At 72.4% G+C, this 23093-nt stretch carries 21 protein-coding genes; 8 read left to right on the top strand and 13 right to left on the bottom strand.

The annotated features are described in order from the left end of the window. Nucleotides 1–2 precede the first annotated feature (2 nt). Both Ato02nite_RS31645 and Ato02nite_RS31640 read left to right on the top strand, forming a co-directional pair. On the top strand, nt 3–1301 hold the full coding sequence (locus Ato02nite_RS31645; protein ID WP_213010327.1) for a DUF58 domain-containing protein: 1299 nt from the start codon (nt 3–5) through the stop codon (nt 1299–1301). Further along, complete coding sequence (locus Ato02nite_RS31640; RefSeq protein ID WP_213010326.1) at nt 1298–3745, top strand: transglutaminase TgpA family protein; 2448 nt, start codon at nt 1298–1300, stop codon at nt 3743–3745. The genes Ato02nite_RS31645 and Ato02nite_RS31640 overlap by 4 nt, the downstream gene beginning before the upstream one ends. Before the next feature lie 266 nt (nt 3746–4011). Here the strand turns inward: Ato02nite_RS31640 and Ato02nite_RS31635 are convergent, their stop codons facing one another. Beyond that, nucleotides 4012–4506 (bottom strand): ribonuclease FAU-1 family protein, encoded by a 495-nt coding sequence (locus Ato02nite_RS31635; RefSeq protein WP_246607639.1) that lies wholly within the window; start codon nt 4504–4506, stop codon nt 4012–4014. 57 nt (nt 4507–4563) lie between these two features. Here Ato02nite_RS31635 and Ato02nite_RS31630 point away from each other — a divergent pair, with 57 nt between their 5' ends. Then, complete coding sequence (locus Ato02nite_RS31630) at nt 4564–4869, top strand: antibiotic biosynthesis monooxygenase (protein WP_213010344.1); 306 nt, start codon at nt 4564–4566, stop codon at nt 4867–4869. Nucleotides 4870–5143: 274 nt separating this feature from the next. On the opposite strand, the gene Ato02nite_RS31625 is transcribed toward Ato02nite_RS31630, so the two are convergent. The 12 genes from Ato02nite_RS31625 to Ato02nite_RS31570 form a co-directional block, all read right to left on the bottom strand. Beyond that, entirely contained in the window at nt 5144–5323 is a 180-nt protein-coding gene (locus tag Ato02nite_RS31625) for a hypothetical protein (RefSeq protein ID WP_213010325.1), read from the bottom strand. Nucleotides 5324–5430: 107 nt separating this feature from the next. Beyond that, a complete protein-coding gene (locus Ato02nite_RS31620; RefSeq protein WP_213010324.1) occupies nt 5431–5817 on the bottom strand; it encodes an SCO2097 family morphological protein in 387 nt (128 codons plus the stop codon). A 112-nt stretch (nt 5818–5929) separates the two neighbouring features. Then, nucleotides 5930–7225, bottom strand: a complete 1296-nt coding sequence (gene dinB, locus Ato02nite_RS31615; protein ID WP_213010323.1) for a DNA polymerase IV — start codon at nt 7223–7225, stop codon at nt 5930–5932. Between the two features lie 40 nt (nt 7226–7265). Beyond that, entirely contained in the window at nt 7266–8420 is a 1155-nt protein-coding gene (locus Ato02nite_RS31610) for an alkaline phosphatase family protein (protein ID WP_246607637.1), read from the bottom strand. Continuing rightward, complete coding sequence (locus tag Ato02nite_RS31605; RefSeq protein WP_213010322.1) at nt 8417–9166, bottom strand: methyltransferase domain-containing protein; 750 nt, start codon at nt 9164–9166, stop codon at nt 8417–8419. The genes Ato02nite_RS31610 and Ato02nite_RS31605 overlap by 4 nt, the downstream gene beginning before the upstream one ends. A gap of 29 nt (nt 9167–9195) precedes the next feature. Beyond that, complete coding sequence (locus Ato02nite_RS31600) at nt 9196–9606, bottom strand: SSI family serine proteinase inhibitor (protein ID WP_213010321.1); 411 nt, start codon at nt 9604–9606, stop codon at nt 9196–9198. A gap of 58 nt (nt 9607–9664) precedes the next feature. Further along, nucleotides 9665–13063, bottom strand: coding sequence for an error-prone DNA polymerase (locus tag Ato02nite_RS31595; protein ID WP_213010320.1), 3399 nt, complete (start codon nt 13061–13063; stop codon nt 9665–9667). Nucleotides 13064–13074: 11 nt separating this feature from the next. Next, a complete protein-coding gene (locus tag Ato02nite_RS31590; protein WP_213010319.1) occupies nt 13075–15048 on the bottom strand; it encodes a Y-family DNA polymerase in 1974 nt (657 codons plus the stop codon). Continuing rightward, the gene (imuA', locus tag Ato02nite_RS31585; protein WP_213010318.1) at nt 15041–15727 is read right to left on the bottom strand and encodes a DnaE2-dependent mutagenesis accessory factor ImuA'; all 687 of its coding nucleotides are present in this window, start codon (nt 15725–15727) and stop codon (nt 15041–15043) included. Before imuA' ends, Ato02nite_RS31590 begins: the two co-directional genes overlap by 8 nt. A 48-nt stretch (nt 15728–15775) precedes the next feature. Next, a complete protein-coding gene (locus tag Ato02nite_RS31580) occupies nt 15776–16252 on the bottom strand; it encodes an SAV_6107 family HEPN domain-containing protein (protein ID WP_246607646.1) in 477 nt (158 codons plus the stop codon). A 399-nt stretch (nt 16253–16651) separates the two neighbouring features. Next, nucleotides 16652–17533 (bottom strand): bifunctional helix-turn-helix transcriptional regulator/GNAT family N-acetyltransferase, encoded by an 882-nt coding sequence (locus Ato02nite_RS31575; RefSeq protein WP_213010316.1) that lies wholly within the window; start codon nt 17531–17533, stop codon nt 16652–16654. Nucleotides 17534–17565: 32 nt separating this feature from the next. Further along, nucleotides 17566–19512 (bottom strand): APC family permease, encoded by a 1947-nt coding sequence (locus Ato02nite_RS31570; protein ID WP_213010315.1) that lies wholly within the window; start codon nt 19510–19512, stop codon nt 17566–17568. Nucleotides 19513–19550: 38 nt separating this feature from the next. Between Ato02nite_RS31570 and Ato02nite_RS31565 the strand changes: the two genes are divergently transcribed. Genes Ato02nite_RS31565 through Ato02nite_RS31545 form a run of 5 tightly spaced genes read left to right on the top strand, consistent with a single transcriptional unit; the run spans nt 19551 to nt 23089 of the window. Further along, a complete protein-coding gene (locus Ato02nite_RS31565; protein ID WP_213010314.1) occupies nt 19551–20345 on the top strand; it encodes an SDR family NAD(P)-dependent oxidoreductase in 795 nt (264 codons plus the stop codon). 7 nt (nt 20346–20352) lie between these two features. Beyond that, nucleotides 20353–21354 (top strand): aldo/keto reductase, encoded by a 1002-nt coding sequence (locus Ato02nite_RS31560; protein ID WP_213010313.1) that lies wholly within the window; start codon nt 20353–20355, stop codon nt 21352–21354. Nucleotides 21355–21359: 5 nt separating this feature from the next. Continuing rightward, the gene (locus tag Ato02nite_RS31555; protein ID WP_213010312.1) at nt 21360–21833 is read left to right on the top strand and encodes a YbaK/EbsC family protein; all 474 of its coding nucleotides are present in this window, start codon (nt 21360–21362) and stop codon (nt 21831–21833) included. 6 nt (nt 21834–21839) lie between these two features. Next, complete coding sequence (locus tag Ato02nite_RS31550; protein ID WP_213010311.1) at nt 21840–22514, top strand: monooxygenase; 675 nt, start codon at nt 21840–21842, stop codon at nt 22512–22514. Continuing rightward, nucleotides 22511–23089, top strand: a complete 579-nt coding sequence (locus tag Ato02nite_RS31545; RefSeq protein ID WP_213010310.1) for a GNAT family N-acetyltransferase — start codon at nt 22511–22513, stop codon at nt 23087–23089. The genes Ato02nite_RS31550 and Ato02nite_RS31545 overlap by 4 nt, the downstream gene beginning before the upstream one ends. Nucleotides 23090–23093 lie beyond the last annotated feature (4 nt).

Here is a 23093-nt window from a genome sequence, read left to right as displayed (position 1 = left end):
TCATGCGAGAGGCCTTGCGGGGACTCACCACGCGCGGCCGATCCTTCCTGGCCGCGGCGGGGGCGGCCGGCATCTCGGCGATCGTCCTGGGCGAGCGCGACCTGCTGCGGGTGGCGGTGCTGCTCGCGGCGCTGCCGTTGCTCGCCGCCGCGTACGTCGGGCGCAGCCGCTACAAGCTGGCCTGCACCCGGTCGCTCGAGCCGGGCCGGGCCCCGGTCGGCTCCAGCGCCCGGGTCATCCTGCGGCTGCAGAACATGTCCCGGCTGCCCACCGGCACCCTCCTGCTGGAGGACAAATTGCCGTACGCGTTGGGCAGCCGTCCCCGGGTCGTCCTGGAGCGCCTCGGCGCCCACCAGGCCAGCTCGGTGGCATACACGGTGCGGGCCGACGTGCGCGGCCGCTACCCGATCGGCCCGCTGGTCATCCGGCTGACCGACCCGTTCGGCCTGTGCGAGCTGACCCGCTCCTTCCCGAGCGTCGACCGGCTCACCGTCATCCCGCAGGTGATCGCGCTGCCCACGGTGCGCCTCGCCGGGGAGTACGCCGGCACCGGCGACAGCCGGGCCCGCTCCGTCGCGGTGCACGGCGAGGACGACGCCGCGACCCGCGAATACCGTCGCGGCGACGACCTGCGCCGGGTGCACTGGCGGTCCACCGCCCGCACCGGCGAGCTGATGGTGCGCCGCGAGGAACAGCCCTGGGAGAGCCGGGCCACCGTGGTGCTGGACACCCGGGTCTACGCCCATCGGGGCGAGGGCCCGACGGCCAGCTTCGAGTGGGCGGTGTCGGCCACCGCCAGCATCGCCATGCACCTGCGCCACGCCGGTTACAAGCTGCGCCTGGTCACCGGCTCGGGCGTCGACATCGACGCCGCCGAGGTGGCCGGTGAGGGCGTCATCCTGGACACCCTCGCCGACGCGAAACTCGCCCAGAACGGCGACATCTCCGTCCTGGTCGAGCAGGTGCGCCGACGCTCCGACGGCGGTCTCGTGATCGGCATCTTCGGCTCGCTCACCGTGGCCGAGGCCGAGTTGCTGGCCGGGCTGCGCGGCAACGGCGCGACCTGCATCGGCTTCGCCATCGACAGCTCCACCTGGGTGTCGATGACGGCCGGCGAACGGACGGAGGCCGACCGGGAACACGCCGCCGCGGCGCTCGCCCTGGTGCACTCCGGCTGGCGGTCGGTGCCGGTCGTGCACGGCGCGACGCTGCCCAACCTGTGGCCGGCCGCGGCGCGCGGCTCCAGCGGCTTCGCCTGGCGGGCCGCGATGGCCGAGACGGTCGGCGGGGTGATCCGATGACCGGGCGCAGGCGACTCGGCGTCATCGCGGCCGGGGCCACGCTGCTCGCGGCCGCGCCGATCTCGTCCATCTTCGATACCTGGACCTGGCTGCTGCGCTGCATCCTCACCGTCGGCCTGATCGCCGGGGCGGTGCTGCTGGCTCGCACCCTGCGGTTCCCGGTGTGGGCTCAGGCGGTCACCGAAGTCATGGTGCTGCTGCTGACGCTGACCTGGATGTTCCCCAGCGGCCACGAGATCCTGATCCCCCAGCCGGCCACGTTCGCCCACTTCGCCGAGCTGGTCCAGCAGGCCGGGCAGGACACCCGGTCGTACGGGGTGCCCGTCCCCGACCGCGACGGCCTGCTGTTCATCACCACGTTCGGCGTCGGCTCGGTGGCGATCGCCGTCGACCTGCTCACCGTGGTGGCCCGGCGCCCGGCCCTGGCCGGCCTGCCGATGCTGGCCATCTACTCGGTGCCGGTGGCCGTCTACGTCGACAGCGTGCCGGTCCTGCCGTTCATCATCGGCGCGGTCGGCTTCATGTGGCTGCTGGTCTCCGACAACGTCGACCGGGTCCGCCGGTTCGGCCGCCGCTTCACCGGCGACGGCCGCGACGTGGACGTCTGGGAGCCGTCCCCGCTGGCCGCGGCCGGTCGCCGGCTCGGCGTGGTGGGCGTGGCCGCGGCGGTGGTGCTGCCGCTGCTGGTGCCGACCGTCAGCGGCGGCCTGCTGTCCCAGATCACCCAGAGCGGCAGCGGGATCGGCGGGGCCGGAGCCGGCAACGGCGCCGGCGGCCGGATCAACCTGTTCGCCTCGCTCAGCGGCCAGCTTCAGCAGAGCGAGACCACCCAGCTGATCAAGCTGAACACCACCGAGAAAAACCCGTTCTACCTGCGCTTCGGCGTCGCCGACCAGCTGACCAACCTGGGCTTCGGCAACCGCACACCGGTCGGCAACTCGGTCAACCGGGGTCTGCCCGACCCTCGCGGCGGCACCGCCGGTGGCGACTTCCAGCAGTACCACGCCCAGATCGAGGTCACCGACGCGCTGCGGCAGAACATGATGCCGATCTACTCGAACACCGTGCAGATCAGCGACATCGGCGGCGGCTGGTCCTTCGACCCCAACCAGCAGGTCATCTTCTCCAACCGGCAGACGACCAAGGGCAAGAAGTACACGTTCGACTACGTGCGGGCCAGTTACACCCCCACCGAGCTGCGCAGCGCCGACCCGCTCGGCCGGGACAACCCGCTGCGCACGCAGTACACGAACACCCCGCGCGACGCCGAGGTGGAAGCCCTGGTCGCCGACAAGATCAAGGGCAAGACCACCGAGTACGACAAGATGCGGGCGCTGTACGACTACTTCTCCAAGGACAACGGGTTCAGCTACAGCCTGTCCACCCAGTCGGCCGGCAACAGCTCGGACATCGCGGCGTTCCTGCGCACCAAGGTGGGCTACTGCCAGCAGTACGCCGCGGCGCTCGCCTGGATGGCCCGGGTGGCCGGGATCCCGGCCCGGGTCGCGTTCGGCTTCACTCGCGGCACCCCCGACAACGGCGCCTGGTCGATCACCAACCGCAACGCGCACGCCTGGACCGAGGTCTACTTCCAGGGCTTCGGCTGGATCCCGTTCGACGCCACCCCGGCGGCGAACGTGCTCGGCGCGGCCCGCTCCGACTACGCACCCGACACCGACGCCCCGGTCCCGACGGCCTCGTCGTCGACGTCCGCGGCGGCGCCCGGCACCAACCCGTCGGCCGCCGCGGCCGGCCCCGACGAGGCTGACCGGGGTGGCAACAACCCGGCCGGCAACGGCGGCTTCAACACCGCCGCCGACACCACGTCGTCGACCACCCTCTGGATCTTCGGCATCGTGGCCCTGCTGATCGCGCTGCTGCTGATCCCGGCGCTGCGCAGGGTCCTGCTGCGGAGACACCGGCACGCCGCGACGGTGCCCAAGGCACCGAAGGTGCTGTCGGCGTCGGGCGGGCCCGGTGTCGATCTCGCCGTCGAGGTCACCCCCGAGGCAGCACGCGCCCGCGAGGACGCCCACGCCGCTTGGGAAGAACTCCTCGACACCATGATCGACTTCCGGATCCCGGTCGACCCGACCGAGACGCCCCGCGTCACCGCACAACGACTGGTCCAGGACGCGGTCCTGCTCGAGGGCCCGGCCGCCGCAGCGACCCTGCTCGGCACGGCGGAGGAGCGGGCCCGCTACGCCCGTCAGCCGCTGCAGGGCGGCGAGCTGACGGCGGCGCTGGGCAACGTCCGCAAGGGCCTGTCCCGCTCGGCGAACCGCCGCACGCGGGTAATGGCCGTCCTGATGCCACCGTCGGTGCTGCTGCGCTGGCGACTGGCCCTGGCCGAGGCCTCGACCCGCACGGTCACGGTCTCCGGCCGCCTGCGCGACGTCCTGTCCCGCTTCAGCCCACTACGCCTGCTCCCAGGCCGCCGCTGACGCACCCGGATCAGGGCTGCACCGACCCACGACAGGACGCGGAAACGCCGCCCCGGCTACATCGGGGCGGCGTTTCCACGTCTCCCGCGGCCTGCGTCTCCCGCGGCCTGCGTCTCCCGCGGCCTGCACCGCCCGCGGGCCTGCACCGCCCGCCGCGCTGCATCACCCCGCCGCCAGCACCGCCCGCGGCCTGCACCGCCCGCCGCGCTGCATCACCCCGCCGCCAGCACCGCCCGGGGCCGGAGCCTCGCGCTCGTCGGCTGCCTTCAGCGGCCTGTGGTGAAGGCGGTCAGCCAGGCGTCGCCTACCTCGCCGAACGGCTCGTGCCGGTGCGTGATCATCGCGATGAGATCGTCGGCGGTGTGCCGGGCCTGGGTGATCACCTCGGCCGGGTAGCCGTAGAGCCGCTGGTGTTCCTCGAACTCGTCCTCGTCCAGCAGTTCGACGCTGCCGTCGCGCAGGCGGATCACGTCGAGGTCGAGGTCGACCGCTTCGACCAGACCGTTCGCGCGGACCGGGTCGTCGGTCACATCCACGTAGACGGCGACGTGCCGGTGCGCCGGGCCGTTCCAGGAGGCGACCCACCGGCCTCGCTCGGGCACCAGCACGATGAAGTCGTAGTCCACGACGACCGGTTCCTCGAAGCCGCGGCGCATCGACGTGCCGGCCGGGCAGCCGTACCACCAGCCGAACTCGTCGCTGCCCAGCGGCTCGGCCGCGAACCGCCAGTGCCGTTTGCCGCCCCACTTCGTATAGCGCACCTCGATCAACGCTCGACCCCCCGAAATTTGTCGTAGGCGGCGTCTAGTCTCCCCCGCGTGACGACAATCGTGGAGTTCGCCCGTTTCACCGTGCGCGACGGCGCCGAAGAAAAACTGGTCGCCGACCGGCCGGCGATGCTGGCCGCGCTGCGCGAACGATTCCCGGCCTGCCTGGCGGCCTATCTGACCCGCGAGGACGACGGCACCTGGGTCGACGTGCTGATCTGGCGCAGCCGCGCCGAGGCCGAGGAGTCCGCCGCCCAGATCGCCACGATCCCGGAGTGCGCGGCCTGGCTCGCCCACATCGCCGAGTCCGGCGGCATCCGCCACGGCGAGGTTCTGCACGCGTGGCCCGCGCTCTGAGACCGGTTGACACCGAAACCGACGGTCTGGCTTCCGGATCGACGCGGGGTCCGGATCGACGCTCGGCCTGGGCCGGCGCCGGCGCCGAGTCGGCACCGGCCACGGATTGCCGCCAGCAGGACGGCGGCCAGCGGCCCGTCCGCATACACCGCGTCTGGTCCGGTTTGACGCCGCGTCCGAATTGAGGCCCGCTCCGGGCGGCTGGAGCCGGGTCGGCACCAGCCTGGGAGAAGGCTCCGCGACCGATCCGGGCCGGCGCTCGCTCCGGGTCGGGCTAGTGCCAGGTCGGCACCAGCCCGAACGAAGGCTCCGCGACCGGGCCCAGGTCGGCGCCGGCTTTGGGCCGGACTGGCACCGGCCCGAAGGATGGCTCGGCGACCGGGTCCGGGTCGGCGGTGGCTCTGGGCTGGCGGTGGGTGCGGAAAAGCGCCGGCGCACTGAGCGCACGGCGCATCGAGAAACGGCGATGGCGGCCGGAGGCCGCCATCTGCCGGTCGCGGGCGCCCCGGAGGGCGCCAGCGTTGTTCAGTTTGCGCGCTCAGGTCGTCGAGCGCGCCGGTGTCAGCGGTGCCCCTCCGGGCGCTGACGCCACCGGTCTTCGAGCCGATCGATGAATCCTGCCTTGCGGGTCTGCCGCGTGCGGCGTGTGGCCGTGCCGCCGACCGCGTGCAGGTCGGGGGCGTTGACCTTGCGACGGGACTGCATCGCGAAGGCGGCCGAGCCCAGCATCACCACGAAACCGCCGACGGCGAGCAAGGCGTTGCTGCTCGCGGTGCCGAAGACGAGAAGGGCGAGACCAATGATGATCATGAAGGCGGCGACGAGGATCCGGCGTCGTGCGTGGAAACGCGGGTCGTTGGCCCGCACAGCCGAGGCGAACTTGGGGTCCTCGGCAAGCGACCGCTCGATCTGATCGAACAGCCGCTGCTCGTGCTCCGAGAGCGGCACGGCATTCCTCCCCGGGCGCATCGTTGATGAAACTCAGCCGGTCCCAAGGGCGGGGCCGGGGTGAAACAGGTAGGTGGCGCGGGACAGCCGTCGGCTGCCTTACCGAGCAAGTCTACGAGGGGGTGGGCGGCTCGGAAAGCGGGACGACCGTCCGCTGCGGGTGATTTTCGGCCCGGCGAAGATCGGTTCGTCCCAAAAGACTGGCTGGACCGACTCTTGCGCCGCCGAACCGGGCCGCCACGGCGTCGGCCGCGGCCTCCGCCTCGCGCCAACCGCGCTCCGGTTCACCGAGGCTGAGCTGCCGCGATGTGGTGGCCGCGGCGGACAGGCCCTCGACCCGGACGCCGATCAGCCGGATGTGATCACTCGCGCCGAGCGCTTCGAACAATCCCCAGGAGATCTCGAAGATCTCACGTGCCACATCGGTGCTCGTCGGCACCGTGCGGGATCGGTTGACCGTCCGGAAGTCGGCCAGCCGCACCTTGATCGACACGGTGCGGCCCACCTGACCGGCCGCCCGCACCCGCGCACCCACCTTCTCGGCGAGGGCGAGCAGGCTGCGCCGGATCACCTGCGGGTCGGCCACGTCGACGTCGAAGGTCATCTCGGCGCCGATCGATTTCTCCACGTGCTCCGGGGTGACCCGGCGCGGGTCGCGCCCCCAGGACAGCTCGTGCAGGTGGGCGGCGGCGGCCTCGCCGACGGCCCGGCGCAACATGCCCATCGGTGCCTGGGCCAGCTCGCCCACGGTGGTCAGGCCGAGCCGGCGCAGCGTCTCGGCGGCCCGCTCCCCCACGCCCCAGAGCGCGTCGACCGGCAGCGGGTGCAGGAAGTCGAGCACCAGGCCGGCCGGCACCACCAGCATGCCGTCGGGCTTGGCCCGGGTGGAACCGAGCTTGGCCACGAACTTGGTCGGCGCGACCCCCACCGAGCAGGTGAGCTGCTGCTCGGCGAACATCCGCGCGCGGATCTGGCGGGCGATCTCGGCGGGCCGCCCGAGCAGCCGCTGCGCGCCCGCGACGTCGAGGAAGGCCTCGTCGGACGAGAGCGGCTCGACCAGCGGCGTCACGTCGCGGAAGATCGCCATCACCGCCTCGGAGGCGGCCGCGATGGCCGGGCCCTCGACCGGCAGGAAGATCGCCTGCGGGCACAGCGCCCGGGCCCGGGCGGTGGGCATCGCGCTGCGCACCCCGAACCGGCGGGCCTCATAGCTGGCCGAGCTGACCACGCCGCGCGGCCCGACCCCGCCCACGACGACCGGTTTGCCGCGCAGCTCGGGGTGCGAGCGGACGGCCACCGACGCGAAGAACGCATCCATGTCGACGTGCAGGATCGTGCAACCCGCGTCGTCGGCCTCCGGACCGAACCGCGGGTCGCGCCCCCGGGGCACCACCTGACTACGTCCCACGTCAGGGACCCTAGCCGGACCCTCTGACAAAAGTCGGAGGTCAGCGGGCGATCAGTAGCGGGATCGTCATCTCGGCCGCGGTCAGCGAGCCGTGGTAGGCGATCAGGCGGCCCACGGTCAGCGGTTCTCGGTCGCTCGCCAGCACCACCGTGCGGTCCCGGCAGACCACGACGATCTCGCCGATCCGGTCCAGATGGTCGGCGGGCACCGGACCGTACCAGCCCTCGGCGATCGCTTCCGCCCTGGTCAGCACGTGAGCGGCCGAACCGAGGACACTCCGCCAGGTGGCGAGCACGTCGTCCCGCGCGCCGGCGGCCGGATAGAGATAGCGGACCCGCGGCTCGCCGGCCACCGCGACCACGCCGGCCGCGAGTTCCGGCATCTCGGCCATATCGAACCGACCGGCCAGCGGCACGTTCAGTTGCCCGTGATCGGCCACCACCAGCAGCGCCGACCGCGGCGGCAGCCCGTGCACCAGGCGGTCGAGCAGGGTGTTCACCCCGGTGACGGCCATCCGCCACTGGGGTGAGTCGACGCCGTTCTCGTGGCCGGCCTTGTCGACGTCGGGGTGGTAGCCGTAGACCAGCCCCCGGCCCGCCGACAGCGCGGCGAGCATGCCCTCGGCGAGTTCGTCGGAGTTCGAGGCAGCCACGTACGCCGCGCCCCGGTTCGCCGAGACGCTGAGCCCGCTACCGGCGTACTCCGGGCGGCTGACCACCGTGACCGGCAGACCGGCCGCGACCGCCCGCTCGAAGGCCGTCGGCACCGGCTGCCAGCTGCGCGGATCGGGTTTGGTGTCCCACTGGATGTGGTTGAGGATCGACCCGTCGGGCTGCTTCACGGTGAAGCCGAGCACGCCGTGCGCCCCGGGCAGCGACCCCGTCCCGAGGGTGACCAGGCTGACCGGGGTGGTCGACGGAAAACCGGCGGTCAGGGTGCGGGAGCCGGCCGCGAGGTCGGTGAGGACCGGAGAGTACGGCGCGGCGGTCGGCAGTTGATAGGCCCCGAGGCCGTCCACCAGCAGCACCGCGACCCGTTCCACCCCGTCCAGCGACGCCGCGAGCCCGAGGGTGTCGGCCATGCCGGGAACCCCCAGCACCGAGCCGACGCTGGGCATCACGTCGGCGAGACTGCCCGACCCGTAGGCGGGCCGCACCGTCTCGAACGCCGACTTCGGCAGGTGGTCGGGGATCACGAGCGGCGGCGCGCGAAGAGGTGCAGTTGGGAGGCGATGTCCCGAAACGGCGGCCGCGCGGACAGGGCCAGTTCGAGTTCGAGCAGCGCCTGCGGGTCCTCCTCGACGACCGCGGCCGGCAGGAGATCGGCCAGAACGCGTACGCCATGGGTCTCCTCCACCTCGAGCCCCGCCGAGCGCAGGAGAGCCGCCGCGGTTTCCGCGTCGTAGCGGCGGCGCAGCGTGTCGCGCGCGCCGGCGTGCCCCTCCGGGTCGTTGACCAGCGCGGACGCCGACCGCAGATGCCCGTTGATGGCCCGCCCGAGGACGGCCGCGGCGCGGCCGGCCACCAGCACACTGACCGCGCCGCCGGGCCGCAGGGCCGCGGTGATCGCGGCGACCACGTCGGCCGGCTGGTCGACCACCTCGAGCACCGCGTGGCAGAGGATCAGGTCGACGCTGCCCGGTTCGACCAGGCCGGCGAGCGCGTCGCCGTCGCCCTGCACGGCCCGGATGCGCGCGGCCACGCCGGCGTCGGCGGCCCGCCGGGTGAGAGCGGCGAGCGCGTCCGGACTCGCGTCGACGACGGTGACGGTGTGTCCGGACTGGGCGAGCGGCACGGCGAAGCCACCGGTGCCGCCGCCGACGTCGAGGACGGTCAGCTCACGTCCCTCGTGCCGCTCGAGCTCCTTGCGCAGCACCGCCCAGACGGCGGCGGTGCGGGCGTTGACGAGCGGGCGGGCCGTACGCGTCGATGCGGTTTCCACCCCGGCAGCGTATCGGCCCTTGCCACCGGTTACCCGTTTCGACCGCCGGCCTGGAAGTCGAAGAGGTCGGCGGTGGCCCGGCGCATCTCGCAGATGTTGCCGAACTTGTGACTCCACGTGACGGTGGTGCCGCGCCAGTCGCCGGCGATCTCCGCGACGACCGGCGCGTAGATCAGGATGCACATCTTCTTGGCCGGCACGATCCGGTCCACCTCGCCGCCGACCTCGGCAAGTTCGGCGCAGGCCAGGTCGGCGTGCGGATGGCCGCCGCCGACCGGGTCGCACTTGAGTTTGACCGCGGCGGCGAACCCGGCGTCCGCCCGGTAACTGAGCGTCAGATTCGAGCTCGCATAGCCGGCGTGATCCCGCGGCCCCGGCGCCGCCGCTCCGCCGGCGACGAGCGCGGCTGACGCCGCAAGACCCACGATGGTGGTGAACATGTGCTATTCCCCCGCTTTTTTGGCGTACGCCGTTAATGGTGCAAAGCGGGAGAATAGCTCACCGGAAGTCGCGGGATGCCGGGGTGACCGGCGGCGTGGCCGCGTCGAGCCGATCCGCGACCAGGTTGAGCACCCCCTCGGCCTTCTCCAGGCGCCCCCGCACGATCAGCGCCGAACTGGTCCGCGCCACCCGCCTGTACCGCTGCCACAGCCCCGGCGAACAGGTCACGTTCAACATCCCGCTCTCGTCCTCCAGGTTCACGAACGTCACCCCGCCCGCGGTGGCCGGCCGCTGCCGATGCGTGACGATCCCGCCCACCCGGATCCGGGTGCCCGCCTCGACCGCCGCCAGCTGCGAGATCCGCAACGCACCGACCCGCTCGAACTCCGCCCGCAGGAACTGCGCGGGATGCGCCTCCGGCGACAGCCCGGTAGCCCACACGTCCGCGACCAGCCGATCCACCTCGCTCATCCCGGGCAACATCGGCGCGTCGGTCCCGGTCACCGTCTCCGGCAGCCGATCCGGCCGGTCCTGCGCGGCCGCGCCGGCCGCCCAGAGCGCCTCCCGGCGCGAAAGCCCGAACCCGGCGAAGGCATCAGCGGTGGCGAGGGCTTCGAGGTGCGAGGTCTGACATCCGGTACGCCGGGAAAGATCAGCCATATTCCGGTACGGCCCGTGCGCCCGCCGCTCCGCCTCGATCGCCTCGGCCAGCTCCTTCCCCACCGTCCGGATGCTGCCGAGCCCCTGCCGGACCGCCGGCCCACCCAGCCCCCACGCGTGCCGGGGCTCGTCCTCACCGGCTTTCTTCTTGCTCTGCGGGGTCCACTCCAGCGTGGCGGCGGCGTCACTGAGGTTGATGTCCGGCCGGCGCACCTCCACCCCGTGCCGCCGGGCGTCGTCGACCAGCGACTGCGGCGAGTAGAAGCCCATCGGCTGCGCGTTGAGCAGCGCCGCGCAGAACGCGGCCGGGTGGTAACGCTTGAGCCAGGCGCTCACGTAGACCAGGTAGGCGAAGCTGATCGCGTGGCTCTCCGGGAAGCCGTAGTTCGCGAACGCGCACAGCTTCACGTACAGGTCGTCGGCCAGTTCCCCGCTGATGCCCCGTTCCGCCATCCCCTGGTAGAGCCGCTCGCGCATCTCCTCCATCCGCCGCACCGAACGTTTCGAGCCCATCGCCCGGCGCAGTTTGTCGGCCTCCACCGCGGTGAATCCGGCCGAGTCCATCGCGAGCTGCATGAGCTGCTCCTGGAAGAGCGGCACGCCCAGGGTCTTCTCCAGGGCCCGCGCCATCGTCGGGTGCGGCATCTCCCACTTCTCCAGGCCGTTCTTGCGCCGGATGTAGGGGTGCACCGAGCCGCCCTGGATCGGTCCCGGCCGGATCAGCGCCACCTCGACGACCAGGTCGTAGAAGACCTGCGGCTTGAGCCGGGGCAGCGTCGCCATCTGGGCTCGGCTCTCCACCTGGAACACGCCGACCGAGTCGGCCTCGCACAACATCGCGTAGACGTGCTTGTCGGACGGCCGGATGCTGGTGAAGTCCAGCTTGGACTCGATCATGTCGAACGCGTAGTGCAGCGCCGACAGCATGCCCAGGCCCAGCAGGTCGAACTTGACCAGGTTGATCGCGGCGCAGTCGTCCTTGTCCCACTGCAGCACCGTGCGGCCCGGCATCCGGCCCCACTCGACCGGGCACACCTCGCTCACCGGCCGGTCGCAGATCACCATGCCGCCGGAGTGGATGCCGAGGTGGCGCGGGAACGTCTGCAACTCGTTCGCGTACGTCACGACCTGCTCGGGGATGTCCTCGACGTCGACCGTGGCGACACTGCCCCAGCGGTCGATCTGCTTGCTCCAGGCGTCCTGCTGGCCCGGCGAGAAACCGAACGCCTTGGCGACGTCCCGCACCGCCGAGCGGGGGCGGTAGGAGATGACGTTGGCGACCTGCGCGGTGTGCCGGCGGCCGTGTTTCTCGTAGACGTACTGGATGACCTCCTCGCGCCGGTCCGACTCGATGTCCACGTCGATGTCCGGCGGTCCGTCCCGTTCCGGCGCCAGGAACCGTTCGAAGACCAGGTCGTACTCGAAAGCGTCCACATTGGTGATGTACAGCGCGAAGCAGACCGCCGAGTTCGCCGCCGATCCGCGCCCCTGGCAGTAGATGTCCTTCTCCCGGCAGAACCTGGCGATGTCGTACACGATCAGGAAATAGCCAGGGAAATCGAGTTCCTCGATCATCCGCAGCTCGTATTCGAGCTTCTCGTAGACCTCCGGCATCTCCTCCGGCAGCCCGTAACGCTCCCGGGCACCGCGCATGGTCAGCTCGCGCAACCAGCTCATCTCGGTGTGCCCGGCCTCCGGGATCGGGAAGGCCGGCAGCTGCGGCGCGACCAGCTGCAGGTCGAAGGCGAGCGCGGCACCCAGCTCGGCGGCGTGCTCGACCACGCCCGGGTAGGCGGCGAACCGGCGGGCCATCTCGGCGCCGCTGCGCAGGTGGGCGGTGCCGGCCGCGGGCAGCCAGCCGTCGATCTCGTCGAGGCTGCGACGGGCCCGGACCGCGGCGAGCGTGGTGGCGAGCCGGCGCCGGGCCGGGACCGCGTAGTGCACGTTGTTGGTGGCGACGGCGCCCAGCCGGCGGCTGCGGGCCAGCTCGTAGAGCACGTCGTTGCGGTCACCGTCGTCGGGGTTGCCGTGGTCGGTCAGCTCGACCACCACGTTGCCGGCCCCGAAGAGTTCGGCCAGCCGGTCGAGCTCTCCGGCCGCCCGGTCGATCCCGCCGGTGGCCAGCGCCTCCGGGACGATCCCCTTGCGGCAGCCGGTCAGCACCAGCACATGCCCGCGCAGCTCCTCGGCGATCTTCTCCACCGAGCCGTAGTCCGGTTTGCCCTTCTCACCCCCGGCGAGCTGCCCTTCGCCGATGGTCCGGCCCAGCGCGGCGTAACCCGCGGCGTCCCGGGCCAGCACCAGCAGATGCCGGCCCTCCGGATCGGGCTCGCCGTTCTGCGGTCCGGTCAGGCCGAGGGAGAGCTCCGCCCCGAAGATCGTCGGCAGTTTCAGCTTGCCCGCCGCCTCGGAGAACCGGACCACTCCGTAGAACCCGTCGTGGTCGGTGACGGCGAGTCCGGTGAGTCCGAGCCGGGCCGCCTCCTCGGCGAGTTCCTCCGGGTGGCTGGCCCCGTCGAGAAAGCTGAAGTTGGTGTGACAGTGCAGTTCGGCGTAGGGGACGGTGGTCTCGGTGCCCGGCACCAGCGCCGGCGCCTGATAGGGCTGCCGTTTCCGGCTCCAGACCGGCGAATCCCCGCCGTCCGCGTCCACCGCGAGCGGGTCCACGGCGAACGGCTGCGGTTTCTCCTCCCCGATCCGCCGGACCCCCTCCTCGGGCGGCGGCGGTTTCACCGGCCGTCCGGTGAGCGCCTCCTCCAGCTCGGACCAGGGCATCCGCGGGTTATGGAAGCCCATGGCGGCCTCGCTCAGTCATAGATGGCCTCCACCGCCCAGTGGCCGCCGGTCAGGGCCAGCAGCAGCGCCCGCCCGTCGGTCAGCGCCACCTGGAACCGCGCCCGGCGGCGGCTCTCGCCGGCCGCCCACCAGCGTTCGTCGATCGGCCACGGGCCGGCCCATCCGCTGATCTCGATCGGGCTGCCCCGCTCCACCATCAGAGCCGCCGGTTCGCCGGTCAGTTCGAGGCGCGCGCTGACCCCCACCGGCGTACCGCGGTCGTCGATCACCACCGCGGCCAGCGGGCGGAGCGGCACCACCGCGGGTGAGGGTTTCGGCAGCCGCCCCGGCCACGGCGGCAGGCCGGCGGCGGGATCGGCGGCCCGCCGCCCACCGCCCTTACGCGGACCCGGCGGCACGGCGATCACCGTGACCCCTCCGGCAGCTGAGCCCGCCGCGGCCTGACCCGGCGCAGGGTGCACCGCGGCCTGAACCGACGCGGGGTGCACCGCGGCCTGAACCGACGCGGGGTGCGCAGGCGCGGGCGTGAGCGCGGCCACGGGCGCGGGGTGCTCGGGTGCCTGGCCGACGGGTGGCACCAGCGCGAGCCGCCGGGCCGGCGCCGGGCCGTCGTCGCCCTTGGGCGCGGGCAGGTGGGAGATCGTGGCCAGGGCTTCCCTCTCCGCGGGCGGGGCTGATCTGCGGAACGGCAGCTCAATGACCTCGGCCTCGGCGTGGGCCTGCAAGGGGACGGTGATCAGGTCGGGGATGGGGTCGGTGTGCGGGGCCGTGGGGCGGTGGGGGTCGCGCTCGTCGCCCCAGGGGACCAGGCGGATCTGGTCGTCGGCCGAGCGGCCGCCGGTGGGCACCGGCGTCACCAGGGCTTCGGGGCCGAGCAGGCCCTGCACCCGGCTGAAGGCGCGGTGGGCTCGCTCGCGGTCGGCGCCGGCGTCGCCCCACAGGCCCGGCTGGAGTCCTAGATGGACCAGGACGCCGTCGGGGATCAGGCGCAGCCGCACCAGACCGGCGGTGGGACGGGCGGGCGCGCCGCGCCGGGCGCCGGTGAGCCAGCCGTCGAGTTGCCAGCGGACCCGTTCGGCGATGGCGGCCGCGGTCAGCGTGCCGTCGTGCCGCCACACCCGGTGCAGCTCCTGGCCGTCGGCGGTGACCGCCTCGATGCCGAGCCGGGTGCAGGCCAGGCCGTGCGCGGCGAGCCGGTCGTGCAGGCGCTCGGCCAGCGCTTTACCGGCGAACGCGGCCACGTCGACCCGGTCCAGCGGTTCGTCGTAGGTGTCGGCGACGTCCAGGTCGGGTGGCGGCCGGCGCACGGCCAAGGGGCGGTGGTCGCGGCCGCTCGCGAGCCGGTGGGCGAGGGCCCCGTCGAAGCCGAACCGGGTCAGCACGTCCCCGGCGGGCAGCGCCGCGAAGTCGCCCAGCGTCTTGACGCCGAGCCGTTTGAGCAGGTCGACCAGCTCGGGCCGGTCCAGCGCGGCGATCGGCCGGCCGGCCAGGAACGCCACGGTCTCGCCCGGGCCGAGCACCCGGCCGTCGCGGGCCGCGAGACCGGCCGCGAACACCCCGTCGGCGATCCCGACCTGGCTCTCCACCGCGCAGGTCTCGGCGATCTGCTCGACGATCCGCTCGGCCGCGGCCTCCTCCCCGCCGAAATAGCGGGCCGGACCGCGGGCGGCGAGCGCGAGCGCTCCCGGCCGGATCACCTCGACCCCGACCGCAACCTCCTCGACCGCGGCGACGACGGCCTCGAAGGCCCGGGCGTCCCGCCCGGGGTCGTGGTCGACGACCACCAGTCGCGGGCACCGGCTCTGCGCTTCCCGGCGCCGCAGACCACGGCGTACGCCGTCCTGCCGGGCCGCCTCGGAACAGGCGACCACCCGGTTTTCCCGCAGGACGGCCACCGGGCCGGCCGCGTCCACCCCGTCGACGATGTCGGCCGCGGTCACCGGCCAGTCCGGGCACCACACCAGCAGGGTCCGCACCTCATCCACGGAACACCCGCAGACAGCGAGCGGCCTTGCGGGTGACGCCCGGCATCCACATGGTTATCTCCTTGGGGCGGCTGGCGGCGCCGCGGCCCCGGGCCAGGATCGTCACCTCGCGGCGGCGCAGCCGGCCCCGGCCGGCGGACAGTCCTTCCCAGCGGCCCTCGGTGACCCGCAGCGTCACGTCGGCGCCGTCCCACCGGCCGAACGGCACGAGCACGCTGCCCCGCTGCCGGGCCCGGGCGGCCAGGCGGCCGGACACCGTGGCCGCGACCGGGCCGGGCACCGCGGTGACCACCACGTCGACGCCGTCGATCAGCGCGGCCACCACGGTGGGCCAGTCGGGACCGGGGTTGGGCACGAGGGCGAGCCGTTCCAGGACGATGCCGCTCTCCTGGGCGGCGAGCGCGCCCAGGGCCGGCACTCCGACCACGGCACACCAGGAGCCGGCCCGGGACGCCTCGGCCAGCAGCGCGAGCATCAGTGACGTGCCGCCGCCGGCGGGTGCCGCCCGCCCGGTGGCCACCGCGACCGTGCTGCCCCGGCGCAGCCCACGGCCGGGCAGCAGACCGCTCAGCTCGGGTGCCACCGGCAGGACCCGGTGCACGCCCGGCTCATCGGTCTCCTCCGCCGTGCGGATCAGCTCGGCGAGGGCGGCCGCACCGTTGATCATGCGTCCCGCCATCGTTGCCCCGCTCCGTGTCACAGTGTTTCTGGCCCGCGATCGGGCGGGTCAGGCAGCGGCGAGCGGTGGCTGGTAGCTCAAGCCCAGGGAGCTCTCGACCACCGTCACGAACTGCTCGGCGGCCCGGAGCAGGTCGTCGGCCTCCCGGGGACTCACCACCCGGGGGATGCCGGCCTCGGCCGCGGCCCGCTTGGTGGCGCCGAGGGCGAAATAGCTCGCCCACTCGCCGAACTCGGGGGCCACCAGGACCAGCAGGGACCAGACGCTGGTCACCGGGCGGCGACGGGTGGGTGCGGCGGGGCGGGCGCGGGCCGCGAGGATCGCGGCGGCGGCCCGGAGCGCGGCGAGGTGGGCCGCGGCGTAGCGGAGGCCGTCGGGGCGGGTGTGCGCCGCCTCGGTCAGGCCCTGCCGGGCTATCACCAGCAGCTGGGACGGGGTGCGGTGCGGCAGCATGTGCGCCGGGACCGTGGGGGCCTCCGTCTGGATGGCCGCGGTCGGCGCGTGCGCCAAGCCGGGAACCTGCATGAGGCCCGGCGCCGTGTTGCTCGCCATAGGTCGTCTCTCCTCGCGTGTGTCGCATCCGACGTGTCGGGGTCGAACCGATCAGCTGCGGAGGAAGGCGCAGCGGTGGTGGTGCCGCCGAGCCGGCCGGGCGTGAAGCTTCCCCACACCACACCCGGCCGGACCTGACCGGCGGGCCCGCCGCCCGCCACCCGGGGGTCGGGGGGCAGCGGACGGCGGTCCTGCCTTGTCTTGAGGGGACCGGACCCGCGAATGCCCGGAACCTCACGTGCGGCACTTCGCGGGTGCCGCACCCGGAAGCCGTGCCGCGAAACACCGCTTCCGGAGCTAGTTCGAATGCTTTCGAACATCCGTTCTAACCAAGAAGAAGGCTAGCACGCCTGTACGACAAAAACGCAACCCTCAGCGCGGGCCGACCGACTTCTCGAAGGTGAGCTGGTTGTACGGCGAATCGCCGTACGGCGGGATCTCCCGGTAGCCGCTGCTCCGGTACAGCGCCGCGGCCTCCGGCAGCGACGAGTGCGTGCCCAGCCGGAGAACCCGGATCCCCTGCTCGGCGGCACCGTGTTCGAGCCGGGACAGCAGCCGGCGCCCGAGCCCGAGCCCCCGGCACTCCGGGCCGATCCACAGGTGCCGGATCTCGGCGACGTGAGCGCGCCGCTCCAGCACCTGCCAGGCACCGCAGCCGACGGCCGTGCGGTCCTCGAACGCCACCAGGAACTCGCCGCCGGACCGGGCCAGTTCACCGGGACGGATCAGCGCGCTCTCGTCGTACCCCTCCGGAAAGCGGGCAGCGAGCTCGGCGGCGTATCGACGCAGGCATTCCCGCGCCGCAGGCGCGTCGTCCGGCACCGCCTCGACCACGACGGAGGCCATCCGCAGCAGCCGGCGGACCTGGTCCTGGGCCGCGACCAGCCGGTCCCGCTGCGCGGCGGTCAGCTGCCCGAGCAGCTCCCCCACGCTCTCCCGGGCCCGCGCGTCCAGGTCGGCCCGGGCCCGCACACCGGCCGGGGTCAGCTCGGCCACCCGCACCCGGCCGTCGGACGGGTGCGGCCGCACCACGACCAGGCCCTGCTCCTGCAGGGACCGCAGCATCCGGCTGAGGTAGCCGGAGTCGAGCCCGAGCCGTTCCCGCAGGTCACGCAGGTCGGCCGCGGCACCGATCTCGAACAGCAACCGGGACTCGCTCCACGGCCGGTCGAGACCCAGGTAGCGATCGTCGAGGACGCCGAGCCGCCGGGTGTAGAAGCGGTTGAAGTCGCGTACGAGCTCGATCTGGTCCATGGGGAAATTCTCTGACCTGAGTCAGAGAATTTCTAGACTCCGCCGACGTGGATGACCGGGCGACGCTCGATGTCGGGCTCGGTCTTGCGGATGATCTCGCGCACCACCGGGGCGGTGTCGCCGCGGCCGAGCAGCAGGTAGCGGAACAGGTGGACCAGCGGGCTTCCCTCGGCCCAGGCGAAATAGCAGTGCGGCCGGACGCCGGTGGCGTCGCGCAGGGCGAGCAGGACCGCCGCGATCGCGTTCGGTGCGGCCGGGCTCTTCACCCGCAGCACCCGGTGGCCGGCCACCTCGGCGCCGTGCACCTCGAGCACCCCGCTGAACCCGGACGGATCGGCCACCTCGACCTCGAGGAAGAGGATGTCGTTGCGGCCGGGCACCGGGTTCATCCGGCGCTGCTCGTCCTCCTTGTAGGCGTACTCCGCCGAGGTGCCGTGCTCCCGCCGGTTGGCGACGATGTCCAGCTCGCCGTCGTTGGTGATGGAGTCGGCGATGTACTGCCGGGCGGCCTCGTCGAACTCGATCCGCTCGGCCCGCAGCTCGGTGGTGCGGCTGACCCGGGAGATCAGCGAGACCACGATGATCCCGGCCACGAACACCGCCGAGATCGCGATCCCGTCCGGCTTCTCGATGATGTTGTCGCCCAGGGCGTACAGCAGGATCAGGGTGAGAATCGCGAAGCCGGCGGCGGCCCGCCGCTGTCCGGCCCGCGCGGCCGAGATGGTGACCGCGACCGCGCCGGAGACCATCATCGCCAGAATGCCGGTGGCATAGGCGCCGGCCTGCGCGTTGACGTCGGCGCCGAAGGCGATCGTGATGCCGACGCTGATCGCGGTGTAGACCAGCACGACCGGCCGGACGGCCCGGCCCCACTCCGGCGCCATGCCGTAACCGGGCAGGTAGCGGGGCACGATGTTGATCAGGCCGGCCATCGCGGAGGCGCCCGCGAACCAGAGGATCAGGATGCTGCTGATGTCGTAGGCGGTGCCGAAGACCTCGCCGAGCTTCTCGTGGGCGAGGTAGGCGAGCGCCCGGCCGTTCGCCGCGCCGCCCGGTTCGAACTCGTTTTTCGGGATGAGAACGGTGGTGATGAACGACGTCGCGATCAGGTAGACGCTCATGATCAGCGCGGCGGTGGTGAGCAGTTTGCGGGTATTGACGATCCGCTGTTGCGGCGAGGACGCCCTGATCAGCGGCATCATGCTGACCCCGGTCTCGAAGCCGGACAGGCCGAGGACCAGCGCCGGGAAGGCCAGGATGGACGGTCCGAAAGGATTGCCGGACGAGGTCAGCGAGGAAGTCCAGGACGAGAAGGCACCCGGCGTGGTGAAGACGTCGACCAGGCCGACCACCGTGATCACCGCGTTGAGCAGCAGGAAGATCGCGACCAGCGGGATCGCGACCCCGACGGCCTCGCTGAAACCGAGCAGAAAGACAAAACCGAGGATCAACAGCAGGACCACGGTGATGAGTACGGCATGACCGTGGAAGAAACTCGGAAAGTACGGGTTCTCGGACATGTGCACGGTGGCGTCGGCCGCCGACAGCGTGATCGTGATGATCCACGAGGTGCACACGAAACCGAGCAGGACCAGCACGAACAGCTTGCCCCGCCAGAACGGCAGCAGATGCTCGAGCATCGCCACCGAGCCCTGGCCGTGCGGGCTCTCCTTGGCGACCCGCCGGTACATCGGCAGCATCCCGAACAGGGTCAGCGCCACGATCAGCAGCGTCGCGAGCGGCGAGAGGGCACCGGCGGCGAGCGCCGCGATGGCCGGCAGATAGGACAGCGTGGAGAAGTAGTCGACCCCGGTCAGGCACATGACCTTCCACCAGGGCTGCTCGTGGTCGGTCTGGGCGGACTCCGGGCCGACCGGCTGCACCCGGTGGGCGAGCAGCCAGCGACTCACCGTGTGCTGGGGAACGTGCGGGTGCGCCGGACTCTCGACCACAGCCGGCACGTTGATCTCGGTACTCATCGCTCCCCGATCGTGGATGAAGATGCCAGGATGCACCAATGGATCGGACCGTAGTCATCACGGGCGCCAGTTCCGGGGTCGGCCTGGCCGCCGCCGAGCAACTGGCCGCGCAGGGCGACCGGGTGGTCGTCGTCGGCCGCAACCCCGAGCGGCTGGCCGCCGCCGTCGCGAAGGTACGGCAGGCCGGGAATGGGCGGGAGCCGGGGCAGTTCCGCGCCGATTTCGAGTCGCTGACCGAGGTCCGCGAGCTGGCCGCGCACCTGCTCGACACGTACCCGAAGATCGACGTGCTGGCCAACAACGCGGGCGGCATGATCGCGCAGTATCGAAAGACGGTGGATGGTTACGAGGCCACCGTCCAGGGCAACCACCTGGGCCCGTTCCTGCTGACCAACCTGCTGCGTGAGCGCCTGGCCGGCGGCCGGATCGTCAACACCGCCTCGGACGCGCACCGTTCCGGACAGCCGAATCCCGACGACTTCACCAGTGGCCAGGGCTTCCGTGCCTACGGCGGCGCCAAGGCCGCGAACATCCTCTTCGCGTCGGAGGCGGCCCGCCGCTGGCCGGACATCACCAGCGTGTCGTTCCACCCGGGCGTGGTGCGCACCAACTTCGGCGACGGCACCCTGACCCGGCTGTTCTACCGGTTCGCGCCGTTCCTGGTGACTCCGGAGAAGGCCGGCGCCCTGCTGGTGTGGCTCGCCACCACGCCCGATCTGGTCGACGGCGGCTACTACGTCGGGCACGAGGTGAAGAAACCGGCCTCCTACGCCGCCGACCCGGCCGCCGCGGCGAAATTATGGGACGCCAGCGCCGCCGCCGTGGGTATTTAATCGCCGGATGAGATACCGGACCCTCGGCCCGAGCGGGCTGCGCGTGTCGGAGCTGATCCTCGGCGCGATGACCTTCGGCGAGCAGGGCGGCGTCGGCGCGCCGCCGGAGGAGTGCCGCCGCATCCTCGACGCGTACGCCGAGGCGGGCGGCAACACCGTCGACACCGCGATCAACTACCGGAACGGGCAGAGCGAGGAGATTCTCGGCGACCTGCTGGCCGGCCGGCGCGAGTCGTTCGTGCTGTCCAGCAAGTACACCGCGACCCGCGACGCGAACGATCCGAACGCCGGCGGCAACGCCCGGAAGAACCTGCGCGCCTCACTGGAGACCAGCCTGCGCCGGCTGCGCACCGACTACCTCGACATCTACTGGGTGCACGTGTGGGATTCGGCGACTCCGATCGAGGAGACGATGCGGGCGCTCGACGACGCCGTACGCTCGGGAAAAGTTCTTTATGTCGGCATCTCCGATGCGCCGGCCTGGGTGATCGCCCGCGGCCAGACCCTGGCCGAGCTGCGCGGCTGGTCCCCGTTCACCGCCCTGCAGATGCCGTACAACGTGATCGACCGCGACATCGAGCGGGAACTGCTGCCGATGGCCGAGTCGCTCGGCCTCGCGGTCACCGCCTGGAGCCCCCTCGCCGGCGGCATCCTTTCCGGCAAATACACCGACAAGTCGGGGACCGGCCGGCACAATCCGGCCGACATCGACGAGCGCCAGCACGCCGCCGCGGCCGCCGTACAGAAGGTCGCCGACGAGATCGGGGCCACCCCGTCGCAGGTGGCGATCGCCTGGACCACCGCCCGCTCGAAGTCGATCATCCCGATCATCGGCGCCCGCTCCCTCGACCAGCTCACCGACAACCTGGGCACCCTCGACGTGACGCTGACCCCGGAGCAGGTCGACACGCTGACCGCGGCCACCGACTTCAAGCTCGGCTTCCCGCACGACTTCGTCAACGGCATCGCGCCCTGGGTGTTCGGCCGGGGCTACCTCGGGAAAGAATGATCGACATGGAGAACCACCCGAACGTCGTCGCGGTCCGGGACGCCCTGGACGCCGCGGGCGTCGGCCAGACCCAGGTGATCGTCCTGGACGAGGCCGTGCACACCGCCGCCGCGGCCGCCGCGGCCCTCGGCGTCGAGGTCGGCCAGATCGCCAACTCGCTGATCTTCGACGCGGACGGCGCGCCGCTGCTGGTCCTGACCTCGGGCGCGCACCGGGTCGACACGGCCAAGCTGGCCGCCGAGCACGGCATCACCAAGGTGCGCCGAGCCACCCCGGAGTTCGTCCGCGAGCACACCGGCCAGCCGATCGGCGGGGTCGCGCCGCTGGGTCACCCGAAGCCGGTGCGCACGCTGGTCGACACGGCTCTGCAGCAATATGACGTGATCTGGGCGGCCGGCGGCGTGCCCCGCGCGGTCTTCCCGATCACCTACGCCGAGTTGGTCCGGGTCACCGCGGGCACGCCCGCCGCGGTGGCCTGACCACCCATGCCGGTAACCCTGCACGTCTGGCGGGTGCCGAGGCGGAGGATCGGCGCGGTCCTGCTGCGCCGGGCCCTCGCCCTCACCCAGAAAAAACCGGACAAAGTCCAATTCGCAAAATTCCTGGGTACGGGTACGGGCGACACCTTCGGTCCCGGCGACTCGGATCTGACCCGGTGGGCCGCCCTGATCGTGAGCTCCGCCCGGACGGAACTGCCCGCCTGGGATCGGCTGGCCGCGGCCAAGGCAACCGTCGACCTCACCCCGCTGACCAGCCGGGGCACCTGGTCGGGCCGCACCCCGTTCGGCGACCCGTCCGGCGGGAAGCACGACGGCATGGTTCTCGCCCTCACCCGTGCGCGCCTGCGCCCCAGCCGGGCCCTGACCTTCTGGCAGGCCGTCCCGCCGGTGGTCCGGGAGTTGCACAGCGCGCCCGGCCTGCTGGCCCGGTTCGGCATCGGTGAGGCACCGATCGGCTGGCAGGGCACGGTCAGCCTGTGGCGTGATGCGGCGGACCTGACCCGGTTCGCGTACCGTCAGCCGGAGCACCGCGCGGTGATCGCACGCACCCCGGCCACCCGGTGGTACGCCGAGGAGTTGTTCGCCCGGTTCGCGGTCGACGGCATCACCGGTGACCGCACGGTGCTGGGCTGGCTGGAAGAGGGGCAGACTGAGGTATGAGGCTCGTTGCGTGGCAGCCGGACGACCTGCTCCGCCGCCTGGACGACGTGGTCGCCGTCTACGGCGAGGCCATGGGCTACCGCCAGGAGCTGCTGCAGACGCGGCGCGGCTACATCGGCGCCCACGTCCGCCGGCCCGGTTTCCGGGCAGTGGCCACCCTCACCACCGACGGCCGGCTCGCCGGTTTCGGCTACGGCTACACGTCCGGTCCCGGCCAGTGGTGGCACGACCAGGTGCGCTCGGCCCTCGACGACCAGAACCGCGAGCACTGGCTGTCCGATTGCTTCGAGGTGGTCGAGCTGCACGTCCGGCCGGCCGCGCAGGGCCACGGCGTCGGCGCCCGCCAGCTGCGCGCCCTCCTGGCCATGGCCGACGGCAAGACGGTGCTGCTGTCCACTCCCGAGGCCGACGAGCAGAAGTCCCGGGCCTGGCGGCTGTACCGGCGGTTCGGTTTCGTCGATGTGCTGCGCGACTTCCTCTTCCCCGGCGACGAGCGCGCGTTCGCGATCCTGGGCCGCGAGCTGCCGCTGGTGGACCGGCCCGTCGAGGACGCGCCCGGCATCGTCGGCATGTAACCGG

It is taken from the genome of Paractinoplanes toevensis (assembly GCF_018332695.1).
In the GTDB taxonomy this organism is placed as follows: Bacteria; Actinomycetota; Actinomycetes; order Mycobacteriales; family Micromonosporaceae; genus Actinoplanes; species Actinoplanes toevensis.
The sequence above is the reverse complement of the archived record's forward strand: the minus strand, read 5'-3'. Positions and strand labels throughout refer to the sequence as shown.